The organism is Alkalibacillus flavidus (assembly GCF_040545925.1).
Taxonomy (GTDB): Bacteria; Bacillota; Bacilli; order Bacillales; family Alkalibacillaceae; genus Alkalibacillus; species Alkalibacillus flavidus.
This window is the reverse complement of the sequence record NZ_JBEPMX010000001.1, coordinates 322,125-347,385: the sequence shown is the minus strand read 5'-3', so window position 1 is coordinate 347,385 and position 25,261 is coordinate 322,125. Positions and strand designations below refer to the sequence as shown.

The window sequence follows — 25,261 nt, the reverse complement described above, 5'->3', positions numbered from 1 at the left end:
TTACGGGGCCACTCTTTCGTTTTGTTTTAACTCCTTTAAAACATCGAGTAATAAATCAGGTTGATCCGTAATAATGCCATCTGCACCTGACATTAGTAGTTCGCGCATTTCATCTTGATCATTGATTGTCCAATAAAATAATTTTAAGTTTAACCGATCAGACCCTTTTATAATAGATGATGTCGTTAAATCAAAGCCGCTTTCACTTGGTGGGATGAGGATGGAATCGATCGTTGGATTATATAAATTACGTAAGTGAAATTTATGTGTGATAACAAAGTTCCGAATATTATCTCGACCACCCGAAGTCGCCACATCATATGGATCCGCTCGTTGAAATTGTTTGATCGTATCGTGGTCAAACGATCCAATTAACACTTGGTGCTGCATGTTATAGTCTCCAATTAATTGGATTAATCGGTCAATCATGTCGTCAATGAGCGGTGACGGATTAGAATCTTTTATTTCAAGCACGAAACGCTGGTCAGGAAACGATTGAAACAATTCTTCCAGTGTGATCAACTCAAGCCCTTCACCACGATATGGAAATTGACCATTCGGTCCTTCAAAATAATAACCAGCATCAAGCGATTTCAATTCGCTTAACGTTAAATCCGATACGTTACCTGTCCCATTAGTCGTACGATCAACAGTAGGGTCATGAATATTAATCAAATAACCATCTCGACTCATATGTAAATCCGTTTCAAGTGCGTCAACCCCGAGTTCATCCGCATGTTTAAACGCTGCCATGGTTGACGATGGTCTTAAATGTTCACCACCTTGGTGGGCGATGACCATAGGGCGATCCAAGTCAAAAAATGCTTTTGATTCAATAGAATGAAATGTTACGACATTTAATAAACTATAAAGCACTCCCAAGGACAGTAAAACGAGTATCATTCGTTTTAAAATTTTAGATGTGAAAATGGGGCTGCCCCCCTTTCAGTATTTGATTAAAATCTTACTATACAAAGCATAAGTAAAACAAGCATGCGATAGATTACTATAATAATATTATGTAAACTTAATAGCTTTTGATTTTGAATAAAACATGATACGATAATATATGATATAAAGGAGGGATGATATGAGTGAAGGAAAGCCGATTATTCAAGTGCGAGATAATGGATCAATTCTCGTAAAAGGAGACGTCACGTTGTTAGATGCAGAGGGTAACGAATATCAGACGAAGCCTGCATTTTCACTTTGTCGTTGTGGCGCGTCAAAAAATAAACCGTTTTGTGATGGGTCACATAAAGAAATAGACTTCCAAGATGTCTCGAGAGCGTAATACATAAAAGCCTTCGTGTTCATAGTTAACACGAAGGCTTTCATTATTTGCTTACAAAATGAAGGTAAGCATCATGAGCGAACGTGACAGCTTGACTCCATGCAGCACCCCCGCCTAAACCAACCGCAACACCTATCGCTTCTAATACTTCTTGCTCTGTCGCTTTTTGATCTACTGCGCCTTTGGCATGATAGACGATGCAATAACGATCATGTGTGTAAACGGCAATACTTAATGCCATTAACTGCTTTGTTTTGGCATCTAATTCATCGGGCTTAAAGGCTGATTCAGTGAATGAGTAGTAATGCTTTGTTAAATGAGGTAATTTCGTTTCGAGAGCATGTGTCTTTTCTTTGACATTAAGTAATATGTCTTCAAATTTGTTCTGTTCCAATATCAACACACCTTTCGACAATAGTATGCATATGAACTCCATAATTATTCACTTTTATTTCCTATGACATCTGTGCAGGTATTGTCGAATGATTAAGAGAACCGACAAGTAAATAACAAGAAATAATAATAATTTTGTCTTAAATTGTTTGATTTATATAATTTCTGCGCTTGCCCGGGAAATAATTCTTTTGAATTAGGTTTACAAACGTGTCGAAAAATTGATAAAATTCATAGCATATTCATCGACATGAATAAGGGGGATGTAACGCATGAAGTCAATCAAGTTTAAATTAACGTTTATTATGCTGGCGCTATTAATCATACCGCTTGTCATTATCGGGTATGTGTCTTATAGCCAAACGTTGTTTTTGGAAAATACAATCATTCCAAAAAGCGTGATCGAACAAGAAACAAGTGAGGCTACAGAAATATTTGAAGAGTACGAGCAATTGCTAACAAACATATCTGAATCGGACGAATTGAATTTCGAATCGATGGATATTCCAAGTGCGAGTACGACATATGACAATATGCCTTCAACAAATGATCCTGCTATGACGGACTATTATCAATCATATTTTGAAGAACGTAGCCAGGGGTACGACTACATATTAAACTTATATATGGGGACACCTGATGGCTCACTTTATTTAAATAACATACCTGATTCAGATTTAACAGGTTATAATGCAACTGAACGCGGCTGGTATCAATCAGCGATGGAACAACAAGGTGACGTCATTTGGACTGAACCATATATCGATGCGGCGACAAACGAATCGATTATTACATTAGCTAAAACGGTGACAAACGAAAATGGTGAAGTGATTGCTGTAACAGCGATTGACTTCCAAATGTCAAAATTAGCGTCACTCGTGCGGAATGATACGGTTCAAGCAATGCTAATCATCGGAGCGATCGCGGTGATTATCGGTGGAATCGTCGTGTATTTATTCGTTCGTTACATGAGTAAGCAAATGAATCAACTCGAAGACGGTTTGAAAAATGTAGCTGACGGTGATTTAACACAACCAATTGAAGTGAAAAATGAAGATGAATTCGGTCGTTTAGCTGAGCAATATAACCAGATGATTGACCAGATGAATGGTTTAATCCGTACTGTTATTGAGTCATCTGAACAAGTGGCGGCATCTTCGCAGCAGTTAAATGCAAACGCCGACGAAACATCGAAGGCTGCAGAACAGATTGCCCATTCGATCCAACAAGTATCAGAAGGAAACGAAAACCAGTTCAATCAAGTACAAGAATCAACGGGTTATGTAAACGAAATTTCTAATGATATTGAAGAGATCTCATCGCGCGCTGAGCGTGTGAACGAGTCTTCCTCAGAAACGTCGAAACAAGCGGCTGACGGTGAGCAAGTAGTCCAACAAGCGGTTCAACAAATGGATCAAATTAGTAGCAATACATCATCAACACGTGATATTATTCAAAACTTAAATGAACGCTCGAAAGAAGTCGAAAAAATTCTTGATATCATTAATGACATTTCTGAACAAACGAACTTACTCGCGTTAAATGCTGCCATTGAAGCAGCGCGTGCGGGAGAACATGGTAAAGGTTTTGCCGTTGTGGCCGATGAAGTTCGTAAACTAGCTGAACAATCGACTGAATCAACGAGTCAAATTTCAACGATTATTAATGAAATTCAAAATCAAACGAAACAAGCTGTCGATTCAATGGAAAACGGTGTTGAAAACGTTGACCAAGGTAAGGAACTCGTACACAAAGCCGGCGAATCATTCGATGATATTGCACAAGCCGTCACCGAAGTGTCCAACCGTATGAAAGAAGTATCGGATTCGATTCAACAAATTGATGAACGCAGTGGTAAACTCGTTCAATCAATGGAAGCTGTTTCCGAACAAACTGAAAAAGCATCTGGCCTAGCCGAAGAAGTCGCTAGTGCAGCGGAGGAACAGTCAGCAAGTGTAGAAGAAGTGACATCAGCTACAGATGCACTATCGCATATGGCTGAAGAACTACAAGAAGCAGCTAATCAATTTAAAGTAAAATAATATGATAACGGTGCTGTCTATGAATAGGCAGCATCTTTTTTTGTATTGAAATTGTTATCGCACAAAAACAAATTAATTTCATTGTGTTGAAGAACTTGATAGGATGATATATGACATTAACGTAAGAAAGGAACATCTTTTATGGCAAATTTAAATATACCTCTATCCGTCCTGAATTTAGCTCCCGTAAGAGAAGGCGGAGATAAAAAACAAGCAATTGATGATCTCGTTGATTTAGCACAAGCGACAGAAGACATGGGCTATGAACGGTATTGGATTGCTGAGCATCACAATACACCAACCCTTGTCAGTTCTGCTACGTCACTCTTAATCAAGCATACACTAGAACATACATCATCAATTCGCGTCGGTTCAGGTGGGGTCATGCTACCGAACCATTCGCCACTGATTGTCGCAGAACAATTCGGAACGATGGCAACATTATACCCAGATCGATTGGATTTAGGTTTAGGTCGCGCGCCGGGAACAGATCAATTAACAGCGAGTGCTATCAGACGTTCTAATCACGATGCAGTGCATGATTTTCCATCAGATATAAAAGATTTACTCCAATATTTCGGACCAGATAGTCAACAGGGATATGTCAAAGCTCATCCTGGTGTCGGTACAGACATTCCTCTGTACATTTTAGGGTCGTCAACAGATTCAGCTAGACTCGCTGCTAATTTAGGATTGCCGTATGCATTTGCCGCCCATTTTGCACCCCATCAAATGGATGCAGCGATTGACCTTTATCGTCGTAACTTCCAGCCATCAGCTTACTTAGATGAACCCTATATGATGGTTTGCTTAAATGTTATTGCAGCTGAAACGGATGACGAAGCTCAGTTCCAAAAGACAACGTTAGATCAATTCTTTTTAAACGTTGTCCGCGGTACGAGCAATCCGCTCAGTCCACCGAATAACGATGTGCTTTCACATTTTAGAGATGCCGAGTGGCAAATGATTCAAAACATGTCAAAACAATCACTTATCGGTAGCCCTGAGTCCATTAAACAACAACTAACAGATTTCCAAGAACGATATGATATTGATGAATTGATGGCAATAACCTACATGTATGACCGTGATAAGCAAAAACAATCTTATCAAATCTTGAAAGACGTCGTTGATGGCAAGATCTGATTAGCTCACGGATAGCTGAATAGCGTCAATCTCATGACTATCAGCAATGAGCAACTGACGGTCATCATCAACCATCGTGATTAACCTAGTTTCATTATCATAATTGACGAATAAACGCACATCATAACGTACGCCGTTAATCACTACTGACGAGAGGTGTGTGCCTGGATTAAGCGATTGAATGACACGTATGCATGATGCATGAGATGAATTGATGATCTTATTAAAAAGTGTCACTACTTCTTGATGTTGCGTTTGAGATGACTCTGTTAAGTTTTCGATATTTTGGAGAAATGCTGTTTGTTGATCATGGTGATGTTTTTGAAATAAATGCATGACGTCTTGTTCATGCATGATGCTTTTAAGCTGATTAGTCTTCATCTGCTCATCATTGACTAATTGCTCAGTTAAATCCGTTAATTGTCTCAACTGACCACGATGATTTAATGAGTAATGGATTTGGTTTTGGAATTGTGACATGATTTGTGATTCCAAATGATGAAGTTTGTGATGGTGGTGGCTAAGTTGCTGATCCAGTTGGTGCTGGTGATGTTCAGATTGAATCATTAGCTCATTCATTTGAAACAGTTGTTGGTAAACCGATCGTGTTAATAATAATAAACGCTTGAGTTGTTGATCAGTAGATGCGTCTTGCTGAGGTTGATTCACCTGTTTTTCCATATAGGCATGTTGTTGTGGTGGTTTAAATCTTGAATTGAGAAATAAGTTGTTACGCATAATTTATAGCTCCCGTTCATGATATTACATTATCATATGCACATACACCTAAGATGTTATAAAAAAAGGGAGCCATAAAGGCCCCCTTTGAAATCGTGGTTTACGTTTCAATTTCAATCATGTCGATCTTATGGCAATCAGCAATTAATAGATCGTCATCTTCTTGAACAAAATAGGCTAAGTTGGTATTCAAATCGACAGAAGCGAAGTAATCAGCAGGTTCTGATTCACCGTTTACAAACACTTCATTAACGGGTGTCCCGGGATTTAATGTTGCGAGTAAATCACAAACAGGTGTCCCATTTTGATTTTGGCCCATATTACGTCACTTCCTATGTGTTGCTCTAATTTCCTAATCAGGATACTCTATACTATGGAAAGTTCGTCGTTTTAATTGTTTTAATAACTAGTTTCATTGAAAATGAGCTAAATATAGAGGTTATCGAGTCTAGTAAAAGGAATAGAAGGGAAGTCTTAGATAATGGAACAATATCGTATAAAACCAGAACAAGGCATGGAATTTGGACTGTATACATTAGGTGACCATTTGCCAGATCCACATTCAGGTGAACGGATTTCTGCCCAACAAAGATTAAATGAAATCATCGAATTATCACAATTAGCTGAGCAAGCTGGATTAGATTTCTTTAGCGTTGGTGAAAGTCACCAAGATTATTTTGCAACACAAGCTCATTCCGTTGTATTAAGCGCGATTGCCCAGGCAACGGAGACTATTAAAATCGCAAGTTCTTCAACGATTATTAGTACATTGGACCCTGTCCGTGTGTATGAAGATTTTGCAACGATAGATTTAATTAGTGACGGACGCGCTGAAATTGTTGCCGGTCGTGCCTCACGTGTCGGCAATTTTGAACTGTTAGGTTATCCGTTACGCGATTATGAAGAATTATACGAAGAGAAATTTGAGTTACTCAATTTGATTAATGAGCAAGAAGAAGTGACGTGGCAAGGTAAGCACCGCGCACCGCTTAATCAAGCCCGTGTTTTGCCGCGCCCTAAGAACGGTTCATTACCTATTTGGCGGGCTGTTGGAGGATCGCCTTCAAGTGCAATTAAAGCAGGATATGCGGGCGTACCAATGTTTATGGCTCACTTAGGTGGACCGACTGCCGTGTTTAAGCGAACAGTTGATGCGTACCGCGATGCAGCTAAGCAAGCCGGCCATGACCCGAGTCAACTTCCGATTGCTACAGCTGGCTTTTTCTATGCAGCTGACACGTCACAACAAGCATTAAAAGACTTATACCCTCATATTAATGAAGGAATGAAGAAAACGAATGGTCAAGGCTTTCCGAAGCAAAACTTCGCACAAGGCGTCGATCCGCAAAACGTTATGAATATCGGAAGCCCGCAGCAAATTATTGAAAAGATTTTACATCAGCATGAATTGTATGGTCATCAACGGTATATTGCCCAAATGGACTTCGGTGGGATGCCGTTTGATAAATTGAAACGTAATATTGATTTAATTGGAACTGAAATATTACCAGCGATTAAGAAATATACGAAAGAGTAGAGAAGGAGGGAAGAGGATGAATGTTGTTGCTTTATCCGGCTCGATTGTCGGATCAAAAACACGCACAGCGATTGACTCAACTGTTGAATCATTACAGAAGCAATATCCAGATGTTTACATTACACTATTAGATTTAGCTGATTATGACATTCAATTTAGTGATGGTCGAAACTATTTAGACTATAGTGGTGATACAAAATACGTGACAGAAACGATCATGCAAGCTGATGCAATCATCATTGGAACACCGATTTTCCAAGCGTCAATACCAGCAACATTGAAAAATATTTTTGATTTGCTGCCAGTTGATGCGTTTCGCGATAAAGTTGTCAGTATGCTTGCAACAGCTGGATCAGCGAAACATTACTTGATTTTAGAACAACAACTAAAATCGATATTAGGTTACATGAAAGCTCAAATTGTCCAAACTTATGTGTTTATTGAAGAAAGCGATTTTTATGAGAAACAAATTATCAACGATGATGTTTTAGCACGATTAGATCGTTTAGTTGAGGATACAATGGTCCTAACGGAAACGTATCAACAAATCAAACAAGCGAAAGAGGACCAATACGATTTTTAATAATTTATCTGGCGCTGAAACTAATAATCAGCGCCAGATGTTTGTATAAATACCGATGTAGGTTCAGAATCGACTTAAATTTAATTTCTTCAGGTTTACATAACATTGATTATACCAAGTTATATGACCAGTTAAAATGACGGTGATTCCCGCCATAATCGGCTTTTTACCGCTATTTTCGAGTTCTCTATACGTTTATATCATGTTATATCGTAACGTTATACGGTCGTTTTTACCTTATTTAATTTATTCATTTGTCATTGTCTGCTTCGGACCGATCAATATAGTCATCAATCCAATAACGCTGCAAATCATAAACACTATGCTATAACCCTATTATAAAATATTTGTTAATTAACTTGTAAAATCTGTTCGCGCTTAAATATGTAGTCCTGTTTTGTAAAATACAATGTCATGATATGACTTCCTCCCCTCTTAATGAACTATTCGTTTTACTTCTATTATGGACACCAACCATTTATGAAACCGCTTTACTTACATACCTTCTCACATCAATACATGTAAGTTATAATTATTTTAGAATGATTGTAACTATTAGTAATATTGTAGAAATGGAGTGAACATAATGACACAGGCTGTTTGGTTTCCAAATGAAAGCGATTTAAAACAGACACGACTCTATCAAATGATGGAACGGTTAGGATTTCATGATTACGATGAGTTTCATCAGTATTCCGTCAGTGATATCGCCACGTTCTGGCATGAAGCTGAACAAGAACTTGGCATCGAGTGGTTTAAAGATTACGACCAAACTCTTGATCTCTCTCAAGGTGCGATGTATCCAGAATGGTTCGTGAACGGTGAAATGAATGTCGCTTATAATGCGGTTGAAAAATGGGCTAACGACCCAAACTTTCAAGATCAAAACGCCCTTGTATGGGAAAGCGATGCTGGTGATACGCGCATTTTTACATTCAAACAATTAGATGAAGAAGTGAATCGTGTAGCTAATGGTCTATTAGATCAAGGTGCTAAACGCGGTGATATCTTCACGATTTATATGCCGATGATTCCAGAGACGACGATCGCCATGCTTGCTATATCGAAAATTGGTGCGATTTTCTCCCCTGCTTTTTCTGGTTATAAATCAGAAGCTGTCGCTACGAGAATGAATGCAGCTGAAGCAAAATATTTAATCACGGTCGATGGTTTTCACCGTGGTGGCAAAACCGTTAATTTAAAAGATGACGCGCAGCAAGCGGTTCAAGAAGCACCGTCCGTTGAAAAGGTATTTGTCGTTGAACATGCTCAAAATGATGTGATATGGGATCATAAGAAAGATGTACGTTGGAACGACTTGAAATCAACAAACGCATCATTCGAATCCGTCAAAACAAATGGTCATGATCCATATATGATTATTTACACGTCAGGTACGACGGGTAAACCTAAAGGCGCTTTACATACACATAACGGCTTTCCGATTAAATCGGCTTTTGATGCTGGTATCACGATGGATGTTTCCGCTGGCGATACGCTATTTTGGTTTACGGATATGGGCTGGATGATGGGTCCTTTCCTCGTTTACGGGGGGCTATTGAACGGTGCAACGATCTTGATGTTCGAAGGAACGCCGACATTCCCTGAGCCCGATCGGATTTGGGATATTGTTGAAAGACATCATGTGACTCATTTAGGTATTGCGCCGACACTGATACGCACACTGATGACATTAGACGAATCCTACGTCACAAAACACGATTTATCGTCGCTTAAATTGATCGGTTCAACAGGTGAACCGTGGAATGAGGAGCCTTGGATGTGGCTTTTCGAAAAAGTCTGTGGTCGTCGCATTCCGATTTATAATTATTCAGGTGGTACAGAGATCTCAGGCGGTATATTCGGCAACGTCCTCGTAAAACCTATTGCACCAGTTGGCTTCAATGCAGCCTTACCAGGTATGGATGTTGATGTCTATGATACGGATGGTGAGCGTGTCGAAAACGAAGTCGGTGAACTAGTCCTCAAACAGCCATGGGTCGGCATGACGAATGGTTTTTATAAAGAGAATGAACGATACGAAAACACGTACTGGAATCGTTTTAAAGATACGTGGGTTCATGGTGATTGGGTTATCCATGATGACGAAGGCTTTTATACGATCACAGGGCGTTCGGATGATACATTAAACGTCGCCGGTAAACGATTAGGCCCAGCGGAACTCGAATCTATTTTTGTGGAACATGACGATGTTGTCGAAGCTGGTGTAATCGGTATTCCTGATGACGTTAAAGGTGAAAAACCGGTAGCTTTTGTCGTTACGAAAGCCGAACATGATGATGTTGATGGTTTGAAACAGGAACTCATCAACCATGCTATCGAACGACTAGGCAAAGCGATTGCCCCTAGAACGTGCCATATCATCAGTGACTTGCCGAAGACGCGAAATGCTAAAGTCATGCGGCGTGCAATTAAAGCCGCTTATTTAAATGAAGATGCAGGTGACTTATCAGCCCTAGAAAATCCTCACGTTGTAGATGAGATTAGACAGATCGGTAAAAATGGTTAAGACAAAACGGGAGCTTGGAGGTTCACTTACCTACCAAGCTCCTACGTTTATAAAATAAGTTTACATAATAAATTTATAATTAACTATTTGCAATCATTTGACCTACAACACACCCCGTAAATAAACAGCCACCTAAAAATGTCCCTTCAAGCGCACGATACCCATGGATGCCACCGCCTCCAAACCCTGATGCTTCTCCTGCCGCATATAATCCTTTTATTGGCTTACCTTCTTGATTTAATACTTGCCCTGATAAATTTGTTTGCAAACCACCTAGTGTTTTACGACTTAAGATATTTAACCGGACTGCAATTAAAGGTCCCTGTTTGGCTTCAAGTAGTTTGTGAGGTTTTGCTGTTCGAATAAGTTGATCGCCCTTGTAAAAACGTGAACCGCGTAAAGCCGTAATTTGTAAGTCTTTCGTAAATTTATTATCCAACTCACGGTCGCGTGCTTCTATCTGTGAACGAATATGTTCCTCGTCTAATATTGGTCCTCTACTTAAGTCATTCATACCTCGGATTAACTCAGACAGGTTATCTGCGACAACGAAATCCTCACCTTGTTTTTTAAACGCTTCGACTCGCTTAGGAGCACCAGGCAACACTCTTTTTAACACTTGTTTGATACTTTTTCCGGTTAAATCAGGATTTTGTTCTGATCCAGATAGGGCGAACTCTTTTTCGATAATACTCTGCGTTAAAATAAACCACGAGTAATCATACCCTGTCTTCATAATGGTTTCTAACGTTCCGAGCGTATCAAACCCCGGGAAGTTCGGTGGTAGCAATCGGTTTCCTTTTGCATCGAGCCACAGTGATGATGGACCAGGTAATATCCAAATCCCGTGGTCGGACCAGACTGGACTGTAATTTTTGATTCCTTCAGTATAGTGCCACATCTGATCTTTATTGACGACGTTTGCGCCACTTTCTTCAGCAGTTTGAATCATCTGGCCATCGACGTGATCGGGTACACCAGAAATCATATGCTTCGGTGGTTCCCCTAATCGTGTTGGCCAATTTTTTCGAATGAGTTCAAAGTTTGCTCCAATGCCGCCTGTCGCTATGACGATATGCTCAGCTTCATAATGAAACGTCCCCTCTACTTCCCGACTACTTTTTTCACCTCGCTCACTTTCATCATCAACTAACATGTTCCCTTTAACACCTTCAATGCTATCTTCGTTTTCTATTAGTGTACTGACTTGATGGCACGGTTTATAAGTCACGAACCCTTGTTGAATATAGTCTGAAACGAGTTGTTCAAAAGGATCTAATATGCCTGGTCCAGTTCCCCAAACAATATGAAAACGGGGAACAGAATTACCGTGTCCATCAGCTAAATAGCCGCCACGTTATGCCCAACCAACGACAGGAAAGAACTTAACCCCTAAACTCTTTAACCATTCGCGTTTGTCATGAGCTGCAAAATGAAGGTAAGCTTCAGCCCATTGTTCCCCCCCCAATAATCATTGTTGTGATCATCAAATGCGGCAGAACCGAACCAATCTTGTCTTGCGAGTTCGTATGAATCGTTAATTCCCATTTTCCGTTGCTCTGGAGAATCGATGAGAAAAAGACCTCCAAATGACCACCATGCTTGGCCGCCGAAAGATGCTTCGGGCTCTTGATCTAATAACAAAACCGATTTACCGCTTTTCGCGATTTCGACTGTCGATACAAGCCCTGCCAATCCTGCTCCAATAACGATTGCATCATAAGCCATATAAGCACCTCTATAGGTTTACATAATAATAATATTGTTACTATAAATAAAAAGCATAGCTTAACCTTTTCGGTCTAAGCTATGCTGTCTTATAATTTTAAACAGGATAAACACCGTGTTTACGTTCTGTAAATTGTACGTTTTTCGACTGATAAACATCTAGACGCTGCTTTAGTGCGCCTCGTAAATGATTCGGTTCAACAATGTCATCCACGATCATTTCAGAAGCTAAACGGTAAATATCGATGTTTTCCTTATACTCTTCATGTTTCTCTTTAATGAAGGCTGGTCGCTCTTCTTCCGGTAATTCCGCTATTTTATTCGCATAAACGGCGTTAACCGCAGCTTCTGGCCCCATGACAGCGATTTGCGCTGTTGGTAGCGCAATGGTGACATCTGGGTCAAATGCTGGTCCCGCCATCGCATATAGTCCCGCACCATAGGCTTTGCGGACGACGACGCAAATCTTCGGTACCGTCACCTCACTCATCGCAGAAATCATTTTAGCCCCGTGACGAATAATGCCAGCGCGCTCAACTTTTGTTCCTATCATGAAGCCAGGAATATCGGCTAAGAAAATGAGCGGGATATTAAATGCATCACATAATTGGATGAATTTAGCGGCTTTATCCGCAGAATCGTGGAATAATACGCCACCCTTTTGTCTCGGTTGGTTGGCGACAATACCAACTGATTTACCATCAATCCGAGCCAAACCTGTAATCAATTCTTTAGCAAATTCACGTTTAATTTCACAAAAACTATCATTATCAATCAAACGATTGATTAACTCGTACATATCAAATGGAGCATTCTGATTTTCAGGAATTAAATCACTAATCGTCTTCTCATATTGTGCTGGGTCAAGCGGATCTTCGGCATCGGGTTTGGTTCTGAAGTTTTGCGGGAAATACGTTAAATACTTTTGCACGTATTCAATCGCTTCTTGTTCGCTTTTCACTAACACGTCACCAACACCTGATACTGAGCAGTGCATATTAGCCCCGCCCATTTCTTCAAGTGACACCTTTTCGCCGATTACTTTTTCTGCCATACGCGGTGACCCTAAATACATCGATGCATTACCATCAACCATAACGACGATATCGCAAAATGCTGGTATGTATGCACCACCTGCGGCTGAAGGACCAAATAGTAAGCACACTTGTGGTACGCGACCTGACATCTTCACTTGATTGTGGAATATACGCCCTGCTCCACGACGATTCGGGAACATCTCGATTTGATCGGTAATGCGTGCGCCTGCTGAGTCAACTAAATAAAGCATCGGGACTTCTAACTTCATTGCTGTTTCTTGAATGCGAATGATTTTTTCAACTGTTCGTGCGCCCCATGAACCGGCTTTGACAGTCGAGTCATTTGCCATGACAGCCACTGTTTCACCGTTTAACTTACCTAATCCCGTGACGACACCGTCTGCAGGCAGTGATTCATCGACACAGTTGGCGAAAAATGCATCTTCTACGTTCAAATCATCGTCTAACAGCATGTTGAGTCGATCGCGGACGAACATTTTTCCTTTCTCTGCGTTTTTTTCGTGATATTTTTCCGCGCCGCCTTTTTCAACACGATCGCGAATTGCCTGATGTTGTTCTTCAAAAGCCATGCTGGATCATCCCCTCTCGTTATTTCCCTTTAAATTGCGGTTTTCGCTTCTCTCCGAACGCTTCTAGCGCTTCTAAACGATCCTCTGTTGGAATCGTTTTCATATAATGATGACGTTCGATTTGTAAGCCAGTCGCTAAATCTTGCTCACAACCTGCGTCAATGGCTTGTTTCGCAGCTTGAACACCTATTGGACCGTTAGAAGCTATGGAGTTGGCTAGTTCGACTGCTTCATTTAATAGTTCATCATTACTGACATGATCTTCAATCAAGCCGATGTGTTTTGCTTCGTCACTCGTCATACGCTTTGCCGTTAAAATATAATATTTCGCCTTAGCTAAACCGATTAATTTCGCTAACCGCTGCGTACCACCAGCGCCTGGAATTATAGCTAGTGATGTTTCGGTTAGACCCATTTTAGCGTGATCACTCGCTATGCGAATGTCGCATGCTAAAGTAAGTTCTAATCCACCGCCAAATGCTGCACCATTAATAGCTGCAATCGTTGGGACCTTTAGATGTCCGACACGACTTACTAAATCGCCAATCGATTGTACTGTCTTGACGACTTCATCTTGCGTCATCGATCGCCTTTCTTTTAGGTCAGCACCTGCGCAAAAAGCTTTATCACCTTCTCCAGTGATAATGAGTGCACGAATCGACTCGTCTTCCTCAATATCATTTAACGCTTTATGGAAATCAGCTATTAATTGTTTAGAAAATGCGTTAGCTGCTTCTGGGCGATTTAATGTTAAGACTGCTACGTGCTCATTTTGTTTTTCCCAAGTGACTGTACTCATGATTTTCACATCCTTCTTGCTAATTCCATCTGTTTACTCGGTAATGGTTTGTCTAAAAACGATTCAATTGTTTGTCCCGCTTTTAACAACTCGTCAAGTTGAACGCCTGTGTTAACTCCCATTTTAGATAACATATGAACGAGATCATCCGTAGCCACGTTTCCAGAAGCACCCTTTGCATAAGGGCAACCACCTAAACCACCTAATGATCCATCAAACGTTTTAAATCCTAATTGCAGCGCGGCTAATGTATTCGCTAATGCCATGCCGCGCGTGTCATGAAAATGAAGCGCGAGATGGTTTTCGTCAAAACGCTCTTTCATCGTCGATAACACGTTATGAACTTGTACAGGATTGGCAACACCAATTGTGTCACCAATCGACAGTTCATCAATTCCCATTGAAAATAACCGATCACAAACAGACATCACTTGATCGACGCTGACATCACCTTCATATGGGCAACCAAATACCGTAGAGATATAACCACGAACAGACTTACCACTCGCTTTCGCTTCATCGACGACTTCTTGCAATACAGGATAAGTGTCTGCAATCGATTTATTAATATTGTTTTGGTTGTGCGATTCACTCGCTGACATAAAAATCGATACTTCATCGATATCAGCTTCTAACGCACGCTCTAACCCTTTCATATTCGGCACGAGCGCTGCATAAGTGACATCATCTCGACGATCAATTTTTTTTGCAACGTCAACGGCATCTTGTAGTTGTGGAATCCACTTCGGATGAACAAAAGACGTGATTTCAATGTATGACAAACCACTATTGGACAATTGATTAATCATGTCGATTTTGTAGTCGAGATCAATTAATGTTTTTTCGTTTTGTAACCCGTCACGTGGACCTACTTCTTTAATTACGACATCTTGTGGTAAATTGTTCATAATCGAACCCCTTTATGGTGTCATTATTCTACAACAGCAATAACGTCGCCTTCGTTAACGAAATCTTCTTCTTTCACTTTCAATTCTTTCACTGTACCGCTCACTTCAGCAGCGATCGGAATCTCCATTTTCATCGACTCTAAAATGACGACATCTTGACTCGCATCAACAGAGTCCCCTTCTGACACCATTAATTTCCATACGTTTCCTGCCATGCTTGCTTTTACTTCTGCCATTATGAAAACCTCCTATTGTTTAACCATAAATTCATTGATAAAGGATGTGCGCGTATCTCCTTGTTGGAACGCTTTAGCTCTTGCAACATCCATTAAGAATGGAATGTTTGTTTTAATCCCTTCTACTTTATACTGCGTTAAGGCCTGATCTAACTTTGCTATTGCTTCATCACGTGTCTCGTCATATACGACTAATTTCGCTAACATTGGATCATAATAAGGCGTCACTTGATAACTACTATGAACCCCAACATCATTACGAATGCCTTCACCCTCAGGTGGTTCGAATGCTGTTAATTGCCCTGGGGAAGGGAAAAATGTTTTAGGGTCTTCAGCGTAAATACGAGCTTCAATAGCATGGCCTTTTAGCGATACATCTGATTGTTTAATCGATAATTCGTGACCATAAGCGATATTTAACTGTTGTTCCACTAAATCCACGCCTGTTACAAGTTCAGTAATCGGGTGTTCAACTTGTAATCTCGTATTCATTTCGAGAAAATAAAAGTTTTCATCTTCATCGACTAAAAACTCGATTGTCCCAGCATTAACGTAATGAATCGCTTCTGCTGCCCGGATAGCTGCTTGCCCCATTTCATCCCGCGTCGATTGGCTAATTAATGGAGAAGGCGCTTCTTCAATCACTTTTTGATGGCGTCGTTGAATTGAACATTCACGATCATTTAAATGAATCGTATGCCCGTGTTTGTCAGCTAGCACTTGAATTTCAACATGGTGAGCATCTTCAATCACTTTTTCGATAAACATCGTGCCATTGCCAAAGAATTGTTCGGCCCGACGTGCGTTACTTTCAAACGCTTTCGCTAATTCGGCTTCATCGTAAACAATCTGCATACCGATTCCGCCACCGCCATGGGCTGCTTTAACCATCACCGGATAACCGATGTTCTCAGCAAATGATTGCGCTTCTTCGACTGTCGCAATGGGATCATTCGTGCCAGGTATAATTGGGACACCTGCTTGCTCCATTGTTCGTCGTGCCGTTAGTTTACTCCCCATTTGGTTAATCGCTTCTGATGATGGCCCGATAAATGTGATACCAACATCTTCAATTCGTTTGGCGAAATCTGTATTTTCACTTAATAATCCATAGCCTGGATGAATGGCTTCCACGTTTGCCTCTTGAGCAACCTCTACAATTCTATCAATATTCAGATAGCTTTCATTAACTTTAGGTCCACCAAGCAAATAGGCTTCATCAGCTTCGCTAACAAACGGCGCATCAGCATCGGCTTCAGAATAAACAGCTACCGATTTAACACCTAACTTTTGGCATGTTTTAATAATTCTTAAGGCAATTTCGCCACGATTAGCTATTAAGATTTTGTTAAACATGATAATCACTCCCTATTAGTCAAAAGATAAACCAAGTTGTTCTTGAGCTACTTCTTTCAAGCGAATTTTTTGTATCTTTCCGCTTGGTGTTGTTGGGAATTCATCTGTAAATAAGACATGATCGGGTTTGGTATGCTCATCAGATTGGTCACAAAACGCTTTGACTGACTGTTCTGTGATCAGTTCGTCATTTGGAATGACCCAAGCAATCATTAATTCGCCATGGTCTGCGTCAGGAACGACGACCACTTTCGCATCTTCTACTTGGTCATGTGTTGCAATAAACTGTTCTAACTGGTAAGTTTCAGGAATTTGTTCGTGTTGCATGTCATCACCTTCACTTTATTCGTTTGCTAATAAATTCTCAGCCTGTTTTCGAAGTTTGAACTTTTGAACCTTACCACTCGCTGTCATTGGATATTCGTCTGTAAATTGAATGTAGCGTGGCACTTTATGATAAGCGATGTGACCCCGGCAGTAATTTTTCAATTCTTCTTCAGTTAACGTTGAATCGTCTTTAACAATTGTCCATGCTATCAATTCTTCTCCGTATTTGGCATCAGGAACACCGACTACTTGAACATCAAGGACGTCGTCGTGTTGAATTAAAAATTCTTCAATTTCACGCGGATAAATATTTTCTCCACCACGGATCACCATATCTTTAATACGACCGGTTATTTTCACGTAACCTTCTTCATCGATTTCAGCAATGTCTCCGGTGTGTAACCAGCCATCTGGATCGATCGTGTTACGCGTTTCTTCTTCATTATTATAATAACCTTGCATCACGTGATAGCCTCTCGTACACAACTCACCAGGTTCATTTGGTCCTACTTCGCGATTCGTACCAGGCTCTACTATTTTTACTTCGACATTTGGATGAGGTTTTCCTACCGTACTCACTTTTCTTTCAATCGGATCATCTGTAGTCGTTTGAGTAATCGCTGGTGACGATTCAGTTTGTCCGTAAGTGATCGTAATTTCGGAAGCTCCCATTTTCTCCATAACGTCATTCATGACATCAATCGGACAGTTTGAACCGGCCATGATACCTGTGCGTAAATGAGACAAATCATAATCATTGAAATTCGGGTGGTTGAGTTCCGCAATAAACATCGTCGGCACACCGTGAAGGGCTGTGCAGTTTTCGTCCGAAACAGCTTGTAACACTTTTTCCGGTTCGAACTGTTCCACAACGACCATGGTTGCCGCTTTGGATACAGCAGCAAGAGTGCCTAATACACAACCAAAGCAATGGAAAAACGGTACGGGGATACATAATCTATCTTGTTCAGATAAGTTCATGCTTTCCGCGATTTGCTTTCCATTATTGACAATATTGTAATGTGACAGCATCACACCTTTTGGAAAACCAGTTGTCCCTGATGTGTACTGCATATTAATAACATCGTTTGCATCCAATGATGCTAATTGTTTCGTCAAAGCGTCGTCAGAAACCTGGTGACTTGCTTCGACCACATCATCCCATGTATAGCAGCCAGCATAACGCTCGTCACTTAGAACGATAATATTCTTTAAATGTGGGAACCGACCTGATTGAATATTCCCTTTCTCTTGTTCGGCTAAATCTGGAATCAATTCTTTCACAATATCAATATAAGATGTACCTTTAAATGATTCGGCTAGAATGAGTGTTGACGATTCGGACTGCTTTAATAAATAGTCTAACTCTTGCGCTTGGTAACTTGTATTAACGGTGACTAAAACAGCGCCCATTTTACCTGTAGCGAATTGCGATGCGAGCCATTCTGGTTTGTTATCAGACCAAATCGCAACATGGTCACCTTTCTCAATGCCAAGAGCCATAAATCCTTTAGCTACGCGATCGACCTCTTCATTAAATTGTTTATACGACCACCGAATTTCTTTTTCAGGATAAACGGCAGCTTCATAATCTGGGAAGTTGTTCGCCTGCTGTTCAATTAATTGACCGATTGTTAAAGTTGTAAGCGACATAGGACATCCTCCCTTAAATTTATTAGCAACCTAATTGACGCGCAATGACTAAACGTTGGATTTCTGAAGTACCTTCTCCAATTTCAAGCAGTTTCGCATCGCGTAAATAACGTTCCACTTCGTATTCACGCATGTAACCATAACCACCGTGGATTTGAATCGCTTGGTTAGCTGCTCTAAATGCTGTTTCCGTTGCGGTTAATTTGGCCATCGCAGCTTCCTTTGAAAATGGCTTACCTTGGTCTTTTAACCAGGCTGCTTTTAGTACCATATTCCGGGCTAGTTCGATTTCTGTTGCCATATCTGCTAGTTTAAATTGTATCGCTTGAAATGATGAAATTGGTTCACCAAATTGTTGACGTTCTTTCGCATAAGCTAGTGCCCGGTCTAATGATGCTTGGGCAATACCGAGACCTAAAGCACCGATTGAAATGCGTCCACCATCTAATGTTTGTAAAAACTGTTTGAAACCTTTTTCAGGATCGCCTAAAAGATTCTCTTGTGGAACGCGGACATCTTCTAACACAATTTCAGCCGTATTAGATCCACGTACCCCCATTTTGTCGTAATTGTCAGTAATCGTTAATCCTTCGCTATCCGTCGGGACAACAATCGCTGAAATAATATTTTTACCACGGTCGTCTTTGCCTGTGACAGCGGTTACAATTATTTGTTTAGCGTACGAAGCATTCGTTATATAACATTTTTCACCATTAATAATGAAATCGTCACCATCAGCTTTTGCTGTCGTCTTCGTTCCACCTGCATCTGAACCAGCGTTCGGTTCTGTTAGCCCGAAGGATCCGAGCGCTTCTCCTTTCGCAAGTGGAACTAAGAATTTTTGCTTCTGCTCTTCAGTCCCGAATTGATAAATCGGTGACGAACCTAATGACACAGATGCTGCATAACTGAGACCTGTACTACCACATACACGTCCGATCTCCTCAACTGACAGAGCGTATGTGATCGTATCGCCGCCTGAACCTCCGTATTCCTCGGGATAAGGAATACCGAGTAAACCGAGCTCACCCATTTCTTTGAAAAGATCTTCAGGAAATTCAGCATTCACATCAATATCGATGGCACGTGGTTGAATTTTAGATTCAGCGAAATCGCGCACCATCTTTCTCGTCATTTCCTGTTCTTCGGTTAACGTAAAATCCATACAAGTTCCCCCTCATCAGACCGACTAGTTGGTCTGTTTTTGTTATAAATAAAAAGCTTAAAAGATAAGCCTTTCTTAACGATTCATATTTAAAAACTCGGTTAATGCGTGATCAGATAAAACGCCTCGGAATAAGATATCGATGTAAACGGTTGCAATATCATCAATTGACATATCGCCATGTCGTTGGTACCACATGTATGTCCAGTTCACCATGCCTAAGATAGACATCCCTGTAATGGTCGTAGGTAACGATTGACGAAACTCTCCGCACTGTTGTCCTTCGTGAATAATGTGAACAATAACTTGTTTGAATTGATCACGTTTTTCTTTAATGCGCTGTTCATATTCAGGTTTCAAGTACATGTTTTCTTGATAAAATACAATAATGTGTTCTTGGTATAGGTCAAATACACGGACAAAGGAATATAAAATGGCGTGTAATTGATCCATCGGGCGGTCGTGTTGTAACTTCGCACGATTTGCTTCGTTTAATACATACGATATAAATAGGTCGTGTATGACAAAAAGCAATTCGTCTTTTGACTTAAAGTGGTGATAGAAACCACCCTTAGATGTCTCGCAATATTCTACGATGTCTTTAACCGAAACACCGTGAAATCCTTTTTCTGAGAATAATACGAGTGATGATTGTATAATCTTTTCTTTTAAATGTGACATAATCTCCCTACCTTTTGTCAATATTTTATCACAATTTAGAAAAATATCAAAGGTAAATTTTATGGTAGCCCTTTGAAGGACTACCATAACGATCATTTATTCATCATGTTCATGAAACCATTTCGTGTATTGTGGTTGGATGTAGGTGTTAGTGACTTCGCCTTGATGGTCTGTGTCGACGACGAATGAGCCGTTGTTTTGTCTCGTTTGTTCTTTGAATTCTATCGGTAAGACTGTATGCGTATCATCGTTTTCGGTTTCGATGACAACCGATTCATCATCTTCAATGATATGAAATCCAACAATTCGATGCGGTTTTTGTTTAAGTTCTTTTAACATGACGAGTCCGCGCTGCGCTCGGCTACCTTGTTCGAATTGGTTCATCGCCATCCGTTTACATGCACCTCGCTGTGTGGTGACAAATACATAAGGGTTCGTTAATTCATCGAAAACATCAGCATTCACAATCCATTCGCCATCTTTTAAATTCATCGCTTTGACACCCGCTGTTTTGACACCGACTGGATTAACATCAGATTCGTGATACCACAGCCCATAGCCAGATTGTGATGTAACGAATATTTCTTTATGGCCATTCGTTAGGTGTGCATTTATCACTTCATCGTCACCTTTTAACTTCATACCAACGATTGGGCGGTGATGGCGTCTCACTTGAAAATCTTTTAAGGAAGATTTTTTAATCATGCCTTGTCGCGTCACTGTTAAGATATAGTGATTGTCATCAAATTCGCGTACTGGTATCGCTTTAATAACTCGCTCACTCGAATCGATCGGTATTAAGTTGGCGATGTGTTGCCCCATCTCTTTCCATTTTATATCAGGCAGTTCATGAACTGGCATGTATAAATAATGGCCTTTATTCGTGAATAGCAAAAGAGTATCCGTCGTATTCAGTTCAAATAAATGGGTTAAATAATCTTCGTCTTTCTTTTGTAAATCGTCCACTTGTGATGCACCAAATGATCTCAAACTCGTCCGCTTAATGTAGCCTTCTTGAGTCAATGACACAACAATATCTTCAGACGGCACCATGACTTCTAAATTGATTTGCAAATCTTCTACTTCATCTTCAATATCTGTTTGGCGCGCCGCTTTATACGTCTTCTTGACCCGTTTTAGATCATCTTTGATCACATTTAACAACTTTGTTTCGTCCGCCAAAATAGACTGTAAATAAGCAATTCGTTCGCGCAATTGCTCAGCTTCTTCTTCTAATTGGGTTACGTCTGTATTCGTTAAACGATATAGCTGTAACATGACGATCGCTTCAGCTTGTTTCTCAGTAAAGTCGTATTGTTCTTGTAATTTAATCTTAGCATCTTTTTTATCGTTAGCTCCGCGAATGGTTGCAATCACGTCATCTAAAATTGAAACAGCATAAATAAGTCCCTCGACAATATGGGCTCGGTCTTGTGCTTTACGAAGGTCGAATTGCGACTGACGTTTAATGACATCACGTTGGTGTTCAATATAAGCATCAATAATACTTGGTAGCGTCATAACTGTCGGCGTTTTATCAGAAATCGCCACCATATTAAAATTAAACGACACTTGTAGGTCAGTGTTTTTAAATAAATAATTAAGAACGCTTTGACTGTCGATGTCTTTCTTGAGTTCAATAACAATGCGCAAACCTGTTCGGTCGGTTTCATCACGAACTTCTGTGATACCTTCGATTTTTCGTTCTAACCTAAGTTCGTCCATTTTTTTAACGAGTGATGCTTTATTAACGTCAAACGGCAACTCCGTGATGACGATTTGTTCGCGTCCACCTTTTAATGATTCGATGTCTGTGCGACCACGGACAACAATTTTACCTTTACCTGTTTCGTACGCTTTGCGAATGCCATCTTTACCTTGAATAATACCACCTGTCGGGAAGTCAGGTCCTGGTACCTTCTTCATTAATTGATCAATGGTGGCCTCAGGGCGTTCGATTTTATAAATCACAGCATCAATGACTTCAGCTAGATTGTGCGGCGGTATATCTGTTGCATAACCCGAAGAAATACCTGTTGAACCGTTAACTAGAAGGTTAGGATATTTCGCCGGAAAAACAATGGGTTCATAATCTGTATCATCAAAATTAGGGATAAAATCGACTGTTTCTTTGTCGATATCCTGCATCAATTCTGAAGCGATTCCTGATAATCTTGCTTCAGTGTAACGCATCGCCGCAGGAGGATCACCGTCAACACTTCCGTTGTTCCCGTGCATCTCAACTAATTCTTTTTTAACTTTCCATGATTGACTCATTCTAACAAGGGCTTCGTAAACAGATGAATCCCCGTGTGGGTGGTAATTACCAATCACGGTACCGACTGTTTTTGCTGATTTACGATACGGTTTATCGTGTGTGTTTTTCTCTTGGTGCATCGCATATAAAATACGTCGTTGCACCGGTTTTAACCCATCTCTTACATCAGGGAGGGCCCGGTCTTGAATAATATATTTACTATAGCGACCAAAACGGTCACCGATGACTTCTTCTAGTGGTAAATCTAAATACTTCGCTTCTTCAGCCAACTTCTTCACTCCTAATTAAGCAATCGGTCATTATCTAAAATCGTATCGTCTTCTTCCATACCAAATGCGACGTTTGATTCAATCCATTTACGTCTAGGTTCCACTTTATCTCCCATTAACGTCGCGACTCGACGCTCAGCACGTGCTACATCATCAATTGTGACTCGAATTAATGTCCGTGATTCTGGATTCATTGTTGTCTCCCACAATTGAGCAGCATCCATTTCACCTAAACCTTTATAACGTTGAACTGTATAACCGTTTTTATATTCTTTAAGCAATTGCTGCATTTCGTCGTCATCCCAGGCGTAAGCTTCTTTATATTGCTTGCCTTTACCTTTGGACACTTTAAACAATGGTGGCAGCGCAATATACACTTTACCTTGTTCAATTAACGGTTTCATATAGCGGTAGAAAAACGTTAACAACAACACTTGAATGTGCGCGCCATCCGTGTCGGCGTCTGTCATAATTATAATCTTGTCGTATTGTGAATCATCAATATTAAAATCAGGTCCAACACCTGCGTTTATCGTGTGGATGATCGTCGCAATTTCTTCGTTTTTAAATATGTCATCGATTTTCGCTTTTTCCGTGTTTACGACTTTCCCTCGAAGTGGCAGTATCGCTTGAAAACGACGGTCACGTCCCTGTTTAGCTGATCCACCTGCTGAGTCACCCTCAACTAAGAAAAGTTCGTTCTTTTCAGCGTTTTTAGACTGAGCAGGTGTTAGCTTACCACTTAAAATAGAATCGCGACGTTTACGTTTTTTCCCGTTCCGTGCTTCTTCACGTGCCTTGCGAGCCGCTTCACGAGCATCGCGTGCTTTAATCGCTTTTTTAATTAACATTTTAGACGTGTTCGGGTTTTCTTCTAAAAAGTAAGCTAATTTTTCCGCAATAATACTATCAACAGCACTCCTCGCTTCTGGCGTTCCGAGTTTACTTTTCGTCTGTCCCTCAAATTGTAATAATTGTTCTGGGATTCTAACGGAAATAATCGCCGTTAACCCTTCGCGAATATCATTTCCGTCTAAATTTTTATCTTTTTCTTTAAGCAACTGCATTTTTCTAGCGTAATCATTAAACGCACGTGTTAAGGCCGTTTTAGCACCTGATTCATGCGTACCGCCGTCTTTTGTACGGACATTGTTAACAAACGACAAAATATTCTCTGAATACCCGTCATTAAACTGCATCGCAAAATCGACTTCTATATCTTTCATCACGCCTTCAAACGAGACTACGTCATGTAACGCGTCTTTTTCCTCGTTCAAATAGTGAACGAATGACTGTAGGCCTTCTGGATAGACGTAAGCTTCTTCTATATCATCACGTTCATCTTTTAGGACGAGCTGAATACCTTTTAATAAAAAGGCCGATTCGCGTAAACGCTCAGATAATGTGTCAAATTGATATTGTGTCGTCGAAAACATTGATTCATCCGGCTTGAAATGAATCGTCGTACCTGATTTGCGCGTGTTTCCGACTTCCGCTAACGGTTTTTCGACCTTGCCGCCGTTGGAAAATACAATCTCATGCCGTTTACCGTCACGACAGATCGTCACTTTCATCCATTCTGACAATGCGTTAACAACAGATGCCCCAACACCGTGTAGACCACCACTCGTCTTATATCCGCCTTGACCAAATTTACCGCCTGCGTGTAAGACCGTAAAAATGATTTCAGGTGTTGGGCGTCCCATTTTATGCATTCCTGTCGGCATCCCCCGACCTTCGTCAGTGACCGAGATGGAATTATCTTTATGTATCGTTACTCGAATCGTTTGACCATGTCCTGCTAATGCCTCATCAACCGCGTTATCGACTATCTCGAAGACGAGATGGTGCAATCCGCGATGATCTGTACTACCGATATACATACCGGGACGTTTTCGAACAGCATCTAAGCCTTCGAGTACTTGAATTGAATCGTCGTTGTATTGTTCGAATGATTGCGTCACGAATGAT

At 40.5% G+C, this 25,261-nt stretch carries 21 protein-coding genes and 1 pseudogene; 6 read left to right on the top strand and 16 right to left on the bottom strand.

All coding sequences use genetic code 11. From position 1 onward, the window contains the following. Positions 1-813 carry a glycerophosphodiester phosphodiesterase family protein gene (locus tag ABID56_RS01760; RefSeq protein ID WP_354218773.1) on the bottom strand — a complete coding sequence of 271 codons (813 nt, stop codon included), beginning with the start codon at positions 811-813 and terminating at the stop codon, positions 1-3. Between the two features lie 277 nt (positions 814-1,090). On the opposite strand from ABID56_RS01760, the gene ABID56_RS01755 reads away from it, so the two are divergent. Then, complete coding sequence (locus tag ABID56_RS01755; protein WP_354218771.1) at positions 1,091-1,294, top strand: CDGSH iron-sulfur domain-containing protein; 204 nt, start codon at positions 1,091-1,093, stop codon at positions 1,292-1,294. A gap of 43 nt (positions 1,295-1,337) precedes the next feature. Here the strand turns inward: ABID56_RS01755 and ABID56_RS01750 are convergent, their stop codons facing one another. After that, complete coding sequence (locus ABID56_RS01750) at positions 1,338-1,688, bottom strand: carboxymuconolactone decarboxylase family protein (protein ID WP_354218770.1); 351 nt, start codon at positions 1,686-1,688, stop codon at positions 1,338-1,340. A 271-nt stretch (positions 1,689-1,959) separates the two neighbouring features. On the opposite strand from ABID56_RS01750, the gene ABID56_RS01745 reads away from it, so the two are divergent. Beyond that, positions 1,960-3,729 (top strand): methyl-accepting chemotaxis protein, encoded by a 1,770-nt coding sequence (locus tag ABID56_RS01745; protein ID WP_354218769.1) that lies wholly within the window; start codon positions 1,960-1,962, stop codon positions 3,727-3,729. 141 nt (positions 3,730-3,870) lie between these two features. Further along, positions 3,871-4,875 carry an LLM class flavin-dependent oxidoreductase gene (locus ABID56_RS01740; protein WP_354218768.1) on the top strand — a complete coding sequence of 335 codons (1,005 nt, stop codon included), beginning with the start codon at positions 3,871-3,873 and terminating at the stop codon, positions 4,873-4,875. Here ABID56_RS01740 and ABID56_RS01735 read toward each other — a convergent pair whose 3' ends face one another. Together ABID56_RS01735 and ABID56_RS01730 are read right to left on the bottom strand one after the other, a co-directional pair. Continuing rightward, positions 4,876-5,613, bottom strand: a complete 738-nt coding sequence (locus ABID56_RS01735) for a hypothetical protein (RefSeq protein ID WP_354218767.1) — start codon at positions 5,611-5,613, stop codon at positions 4,876-4,878. A 100-nt stretch (positions 5,614-5,713) separates the two neighbouring features. Further along, positions 5,714-5,932, bottom strand: coding sequence for a hypothetical protein (locus ABID56_RS01730; protein WP_354218766.1), 219 nt, complete (start codon positions 5,930-5,932; stop codon positions 5,714-5,716). A gap of 162 nt (positions 5,933-6,094) precedes the next feature. Here ABID56_RS01730 and ABID56_RS01725 point away from each other — a divergent pair, with 162 nt between their 5' ends. The 3 genes from ABID56_RS01725 (at position 6,095) to ABID56_RS01715 (ending at position 10,263) form a co-directional block, all read left to right on the top strand. Beyond that, entirely contained in the window at positions 6,095-7,150 is a 1,056-nt protein-coding gene (locus ABID56_RS01725; protein WP_354218764.1) for an LLM class flavin-dependent oxidoreductase, read from the top strand. Positions 7,151-7,166: 16 nt separating this feature from the next. Then, entirely contained in the window at positions 7,167-7,733 is a 567-nt protein-coding gene (locus ABID56_RS01720) for an NADPH-dependent FMN reductase (protein WP_354218762.1), read from the top strand. 586 nt (positions 7,734-8,319) lie between these two features. Next, the gene (locus ABID56_RS01715; RefSeq protein ID WP_354218760.1) at positions 8,320-10,263 is read left to right on the top strand and encodes an AMP-binding protein; all 1,944 of its coding nucleotides are present in this window, start codon (positions 8,320-8,322) and stop codon (positions 10,261-10,263) included. 79 nt (positions 10,264-10,342) lie between these two features. Here ABID56_RS01715 and ABID56_RS01710 read toward each other — a convergent pair. The 12 genes and pseudogenes from ABID56_RS01710 to parE all read right to left on the bottom strand — a co-directional run bounded on the left by ABID56_RS01710 (position 10,343) and on the right by parE (position 25,254). Then, a pseudogene (locus tag ABID56_RS01710) lies at positions 10,343-11,991 on the bottom strand (FAD-binding dehydrogenase). A gap of 97 nt (positions 11,992-12,088) precedes the next feature. Next, positions 12,089-13,618 carry an acyl-CoA carboxylase subunit beta gene (locus tag ABID56_RS01705; RefSeq protein WP_354218758.1) on the bottom strand — a complete coding sequence of 510 codons (1,530 nt, stop codon included), beginning with the start codon at positions 13,616-13,618 and terminating at the stop codon, positions 12,089-12,091. A 19-nt stretch (positions 13,619-13,637) separates the two neighbouring features. Continuing rightward, positions 13,638-14,417 (bottom strand): enoyl-CoA hydratase-related protein, encoded by a 780-nt coding sequence (locus ABID56_RS01700; RefSeq protein WP_354218757.1) that lies wholly within the window; start codon positions 14,415-14,417, stop codon positions 13,638-13,640. A 5-nt stretch (positions 14,418-14,422) separates the two neighbouring features. Beyond that, positions 14,423-15,325 carry a hydroxymethylglutaryl-CoA lyase gene (locus ABID56_RS01695; protein WP_354218756.1) on the bottom strand — a complete coding sequence of 301 codons (903 nt, stop codon included), beginning with the start codon at positions 15,323-15,325 and terminating at the stop codon, positions 14,423-14,425. Positions 15,326-15,348: 23 nt separating this feature from the next. Further along, positions 15,349-15,561, bottom strand: coding sequence for an acetyl-CoA carboxylase biotin carboxyl carrier protein subunit (locus ABID56_RS01690; protein WP_354218755.1), 213 nt, complete (start codon positions 15,559-15,561; stop codon positions 15,349-15,351). 12 nt (positions 15,562-15,573) lie between these two features. Further along, positions 15,574-16,917, bottom strand: coding sequence for an acetyl-CoA carboxylase biotin carboxylase subunit (locus ABID56_RS01685; RefSeq protein WP_354218754.1), 1,344 nt, complete (start codon positions 16,915-16,917; stop codon positions 15,574-15,576). 15 nt (positions 16,918-16,932) lie between these two features. After that, on the bottom strand, positions 16,933-17,244 hold the full coding sequence (locus ABID56_RS01680; protein WP_354218753.1) for an AMP-binding enzyme: 312 nt from the start codon (positions 17,242-17,244) through the stop codon (positions 16,933-16,935). A 15-nt stretch (positions 17,245-17,259) separates the two neighbouring features. Then, positions 17,260-18,897, bottom strand: a complete 1,638-nt coding sequence (locus ABID56_RS01675; protein WP_354218752.1) for an AMP-binding protein — start codon at positions 18,895-18,897, stop codon at positions 17,260-17,262. A 22-nt stretch (positions 18,898-18,919) separates the two neighbouring features. Continuing rightward, positions 18,920-20,062, bottom strand: coding sequence for an acyl-CoA dehydrogenase (locus tag ABID56_RS01670; RefSeq protein ID WP_354218750.1), 1,143 nt, complete (start codon positions 20,060-20,062; stop codon positions 18,920-18,922). 75 nt (positions 20,063-20,137) lie between these two features. Beyond that, positions 20,138-20,743 (bottom strand): TetR/AcrR family transcriptional regulator, encoded by a 606-nt coding sequence (locus tag ABID56_RS01665; protein WP_354218749.1) that lies wholly within the window; start codon positions 20,741-20,743, stop codon positions 20,138-20,140. Positions 20,744-20,839: 96 nt separating this feature from the next. Further along, positions 20,840-23,290: a DNA topoisomerase IV subunit A gene (gene parC, locus ABID56_RS01660; RefSeq protein ID WP_354218747.1), complete on the bottom strand. Its 2,451-nt coding sequence runs from the start codon at positions 23,288-23,290 to the stop codon at positions 20,840-20,842. A gap of 11 nt (positions 23,291-23,301) precedes the next feature. Further along, on the bottom strand, positions 23,302-25,254 hold the full coding sequence (gene parE, locus ABID56_RS01655) for a DNA topoisomerase IV subunit B (RefSeq protein ID WP_354218746.1): 1,953 nt from the start codon (positions 25,252-25,254) through the stop codon (positions 23,302-23,304). Positions 25,255-25,261 lie beyond the last annotated feature (7 nt).

What these genes read in the sequence shown, in the direction of transcription:
- ABID56_RS01720 (WP_354218762.1), top strand. Translation starts at nt 7,167, where the DNA reads ATGAATGTTGTTGCTTTATCCGGCTCGATTGTCGGATCAAAAACACGC.
- ABID56_RS01730 (WP_354218766.1), bottom strand. Translation starts at nt 5,932, where the DNA reads ATGGGCCAAAATCAAAATGGGACACCTGTTTGTGATTTACTCGCAACA.
- ABID56_RS01745 (WP_354218769.1), top strand. Translation starts at nt 1,960, where the DNA reads ATGAAGTCAATCAAGTTTAAATTAACGTTTATTATGCTGGCGCTATTA.
- ABID56_RS01685 (WP_354218754.1), bottom strand. Translation starts at nt 16,917, where the DNA reads ATGTTTAACAAAATCTTAATAGCTAATCGTGGCGAAATTGCCTTAAGA.
- ABID56_RS01675 (WP_354218752.1), bottom strand. Translation starts at nt 18,897, where the DNA reads ATGTCGCTTACAACTTTAACAATCGGTCAATTAATTGAACAGCAGGCG.
- ABID56_RS01725 (WP_354218764.1), top strand. Translation starts at nt 6,095, where the DNA reads ATGGAACAATATCGTATAAAACCAGAACAAGGCATGGAATTTGGACTG.
- ABID56_RS01665 (WP_354218749.1), bottom strand. Translation starts at nt 20,743, where the DNA reads ATGTCACATTTAAAAGAAAAGATTATACAATCATCACTCGTATTATTC.
- ABID56_RS01695 (WP_354218756.1), bottom strand. Translation starts at nt 15,325, where the DNA reads ATGAACAATTTACCACAAGATGTCGTAATTAAAGAAGTAGGTCCACGT.
- ABID56_RS01705 (WP_354218758.1), bottom strand. Translation starts at nt 13,618, where the DNA reads ATGGCTTTTGAAGAACAACATCAGGCAATTCGCGATCGTGTTGAAAAA.
- ABID56_RS01690 (WP_354218755.1), bottom strand. Translation starts at nt 15,561, where the DNA reads ATGGCAGAAGTAAAAGCAAGCATGGCAGGAAACGTATGGAAATTAATG.
- ABID56_RS01740 (WP_354218768.1), top strand. Translation starts at nt 3,871, where the DNA reads ATGGCAAATTTAAATATACCTCTATCCGTCCTGAATTTAGCTCCCGTA.
- ABID56_RS01670 (WP_354218750.1), bottom strand. Translation starts at nt 20,062, where the DNA reads ATGGATTTTACGTTAACCGAAGAACAGGAAATGACGAGAAAGATGGTG.
- ABID56_RS01755 (WP_354218771.1), top strand. Translation starts at nt 1,091, where the DNA reads ATGAGTGAAGGAAAGCCGATTATTCAAGTGCGAGATAATGGATCAATT.
- ABID56_RS01715 (WP_354218760.1), top strand. Translation starts at nt 8,320, where the DNA reads ATGACACAGGCTGTTTGGTTTCCAAATGAAAGCGATTTAAAACAGACA.
- ABID56_RS01680 (WP_354218753.1), bottom strand. Translation starts at nt 17,244, where the DNA reads ATGCAACACGAACAAATTCCTGAAACTTACCAGTTAGAACAGTTTATT.
- ABID56_RS01700 (WP_354218757.1), bottom strand. Translation starts at nt 14,417, where the DNA reads ATGAGTACAGTCACTTGGGAAAAACAAAATGAGCACGTAGCAGTCTTA.
- ABID56_RS01735 (WP_354218767.1), bottom strand. Translation starts at nt 5,613, where the DNA reads ATGCGTAACAACTTATTTCTCAATTCAAGATTTAAACCACCACAACAA.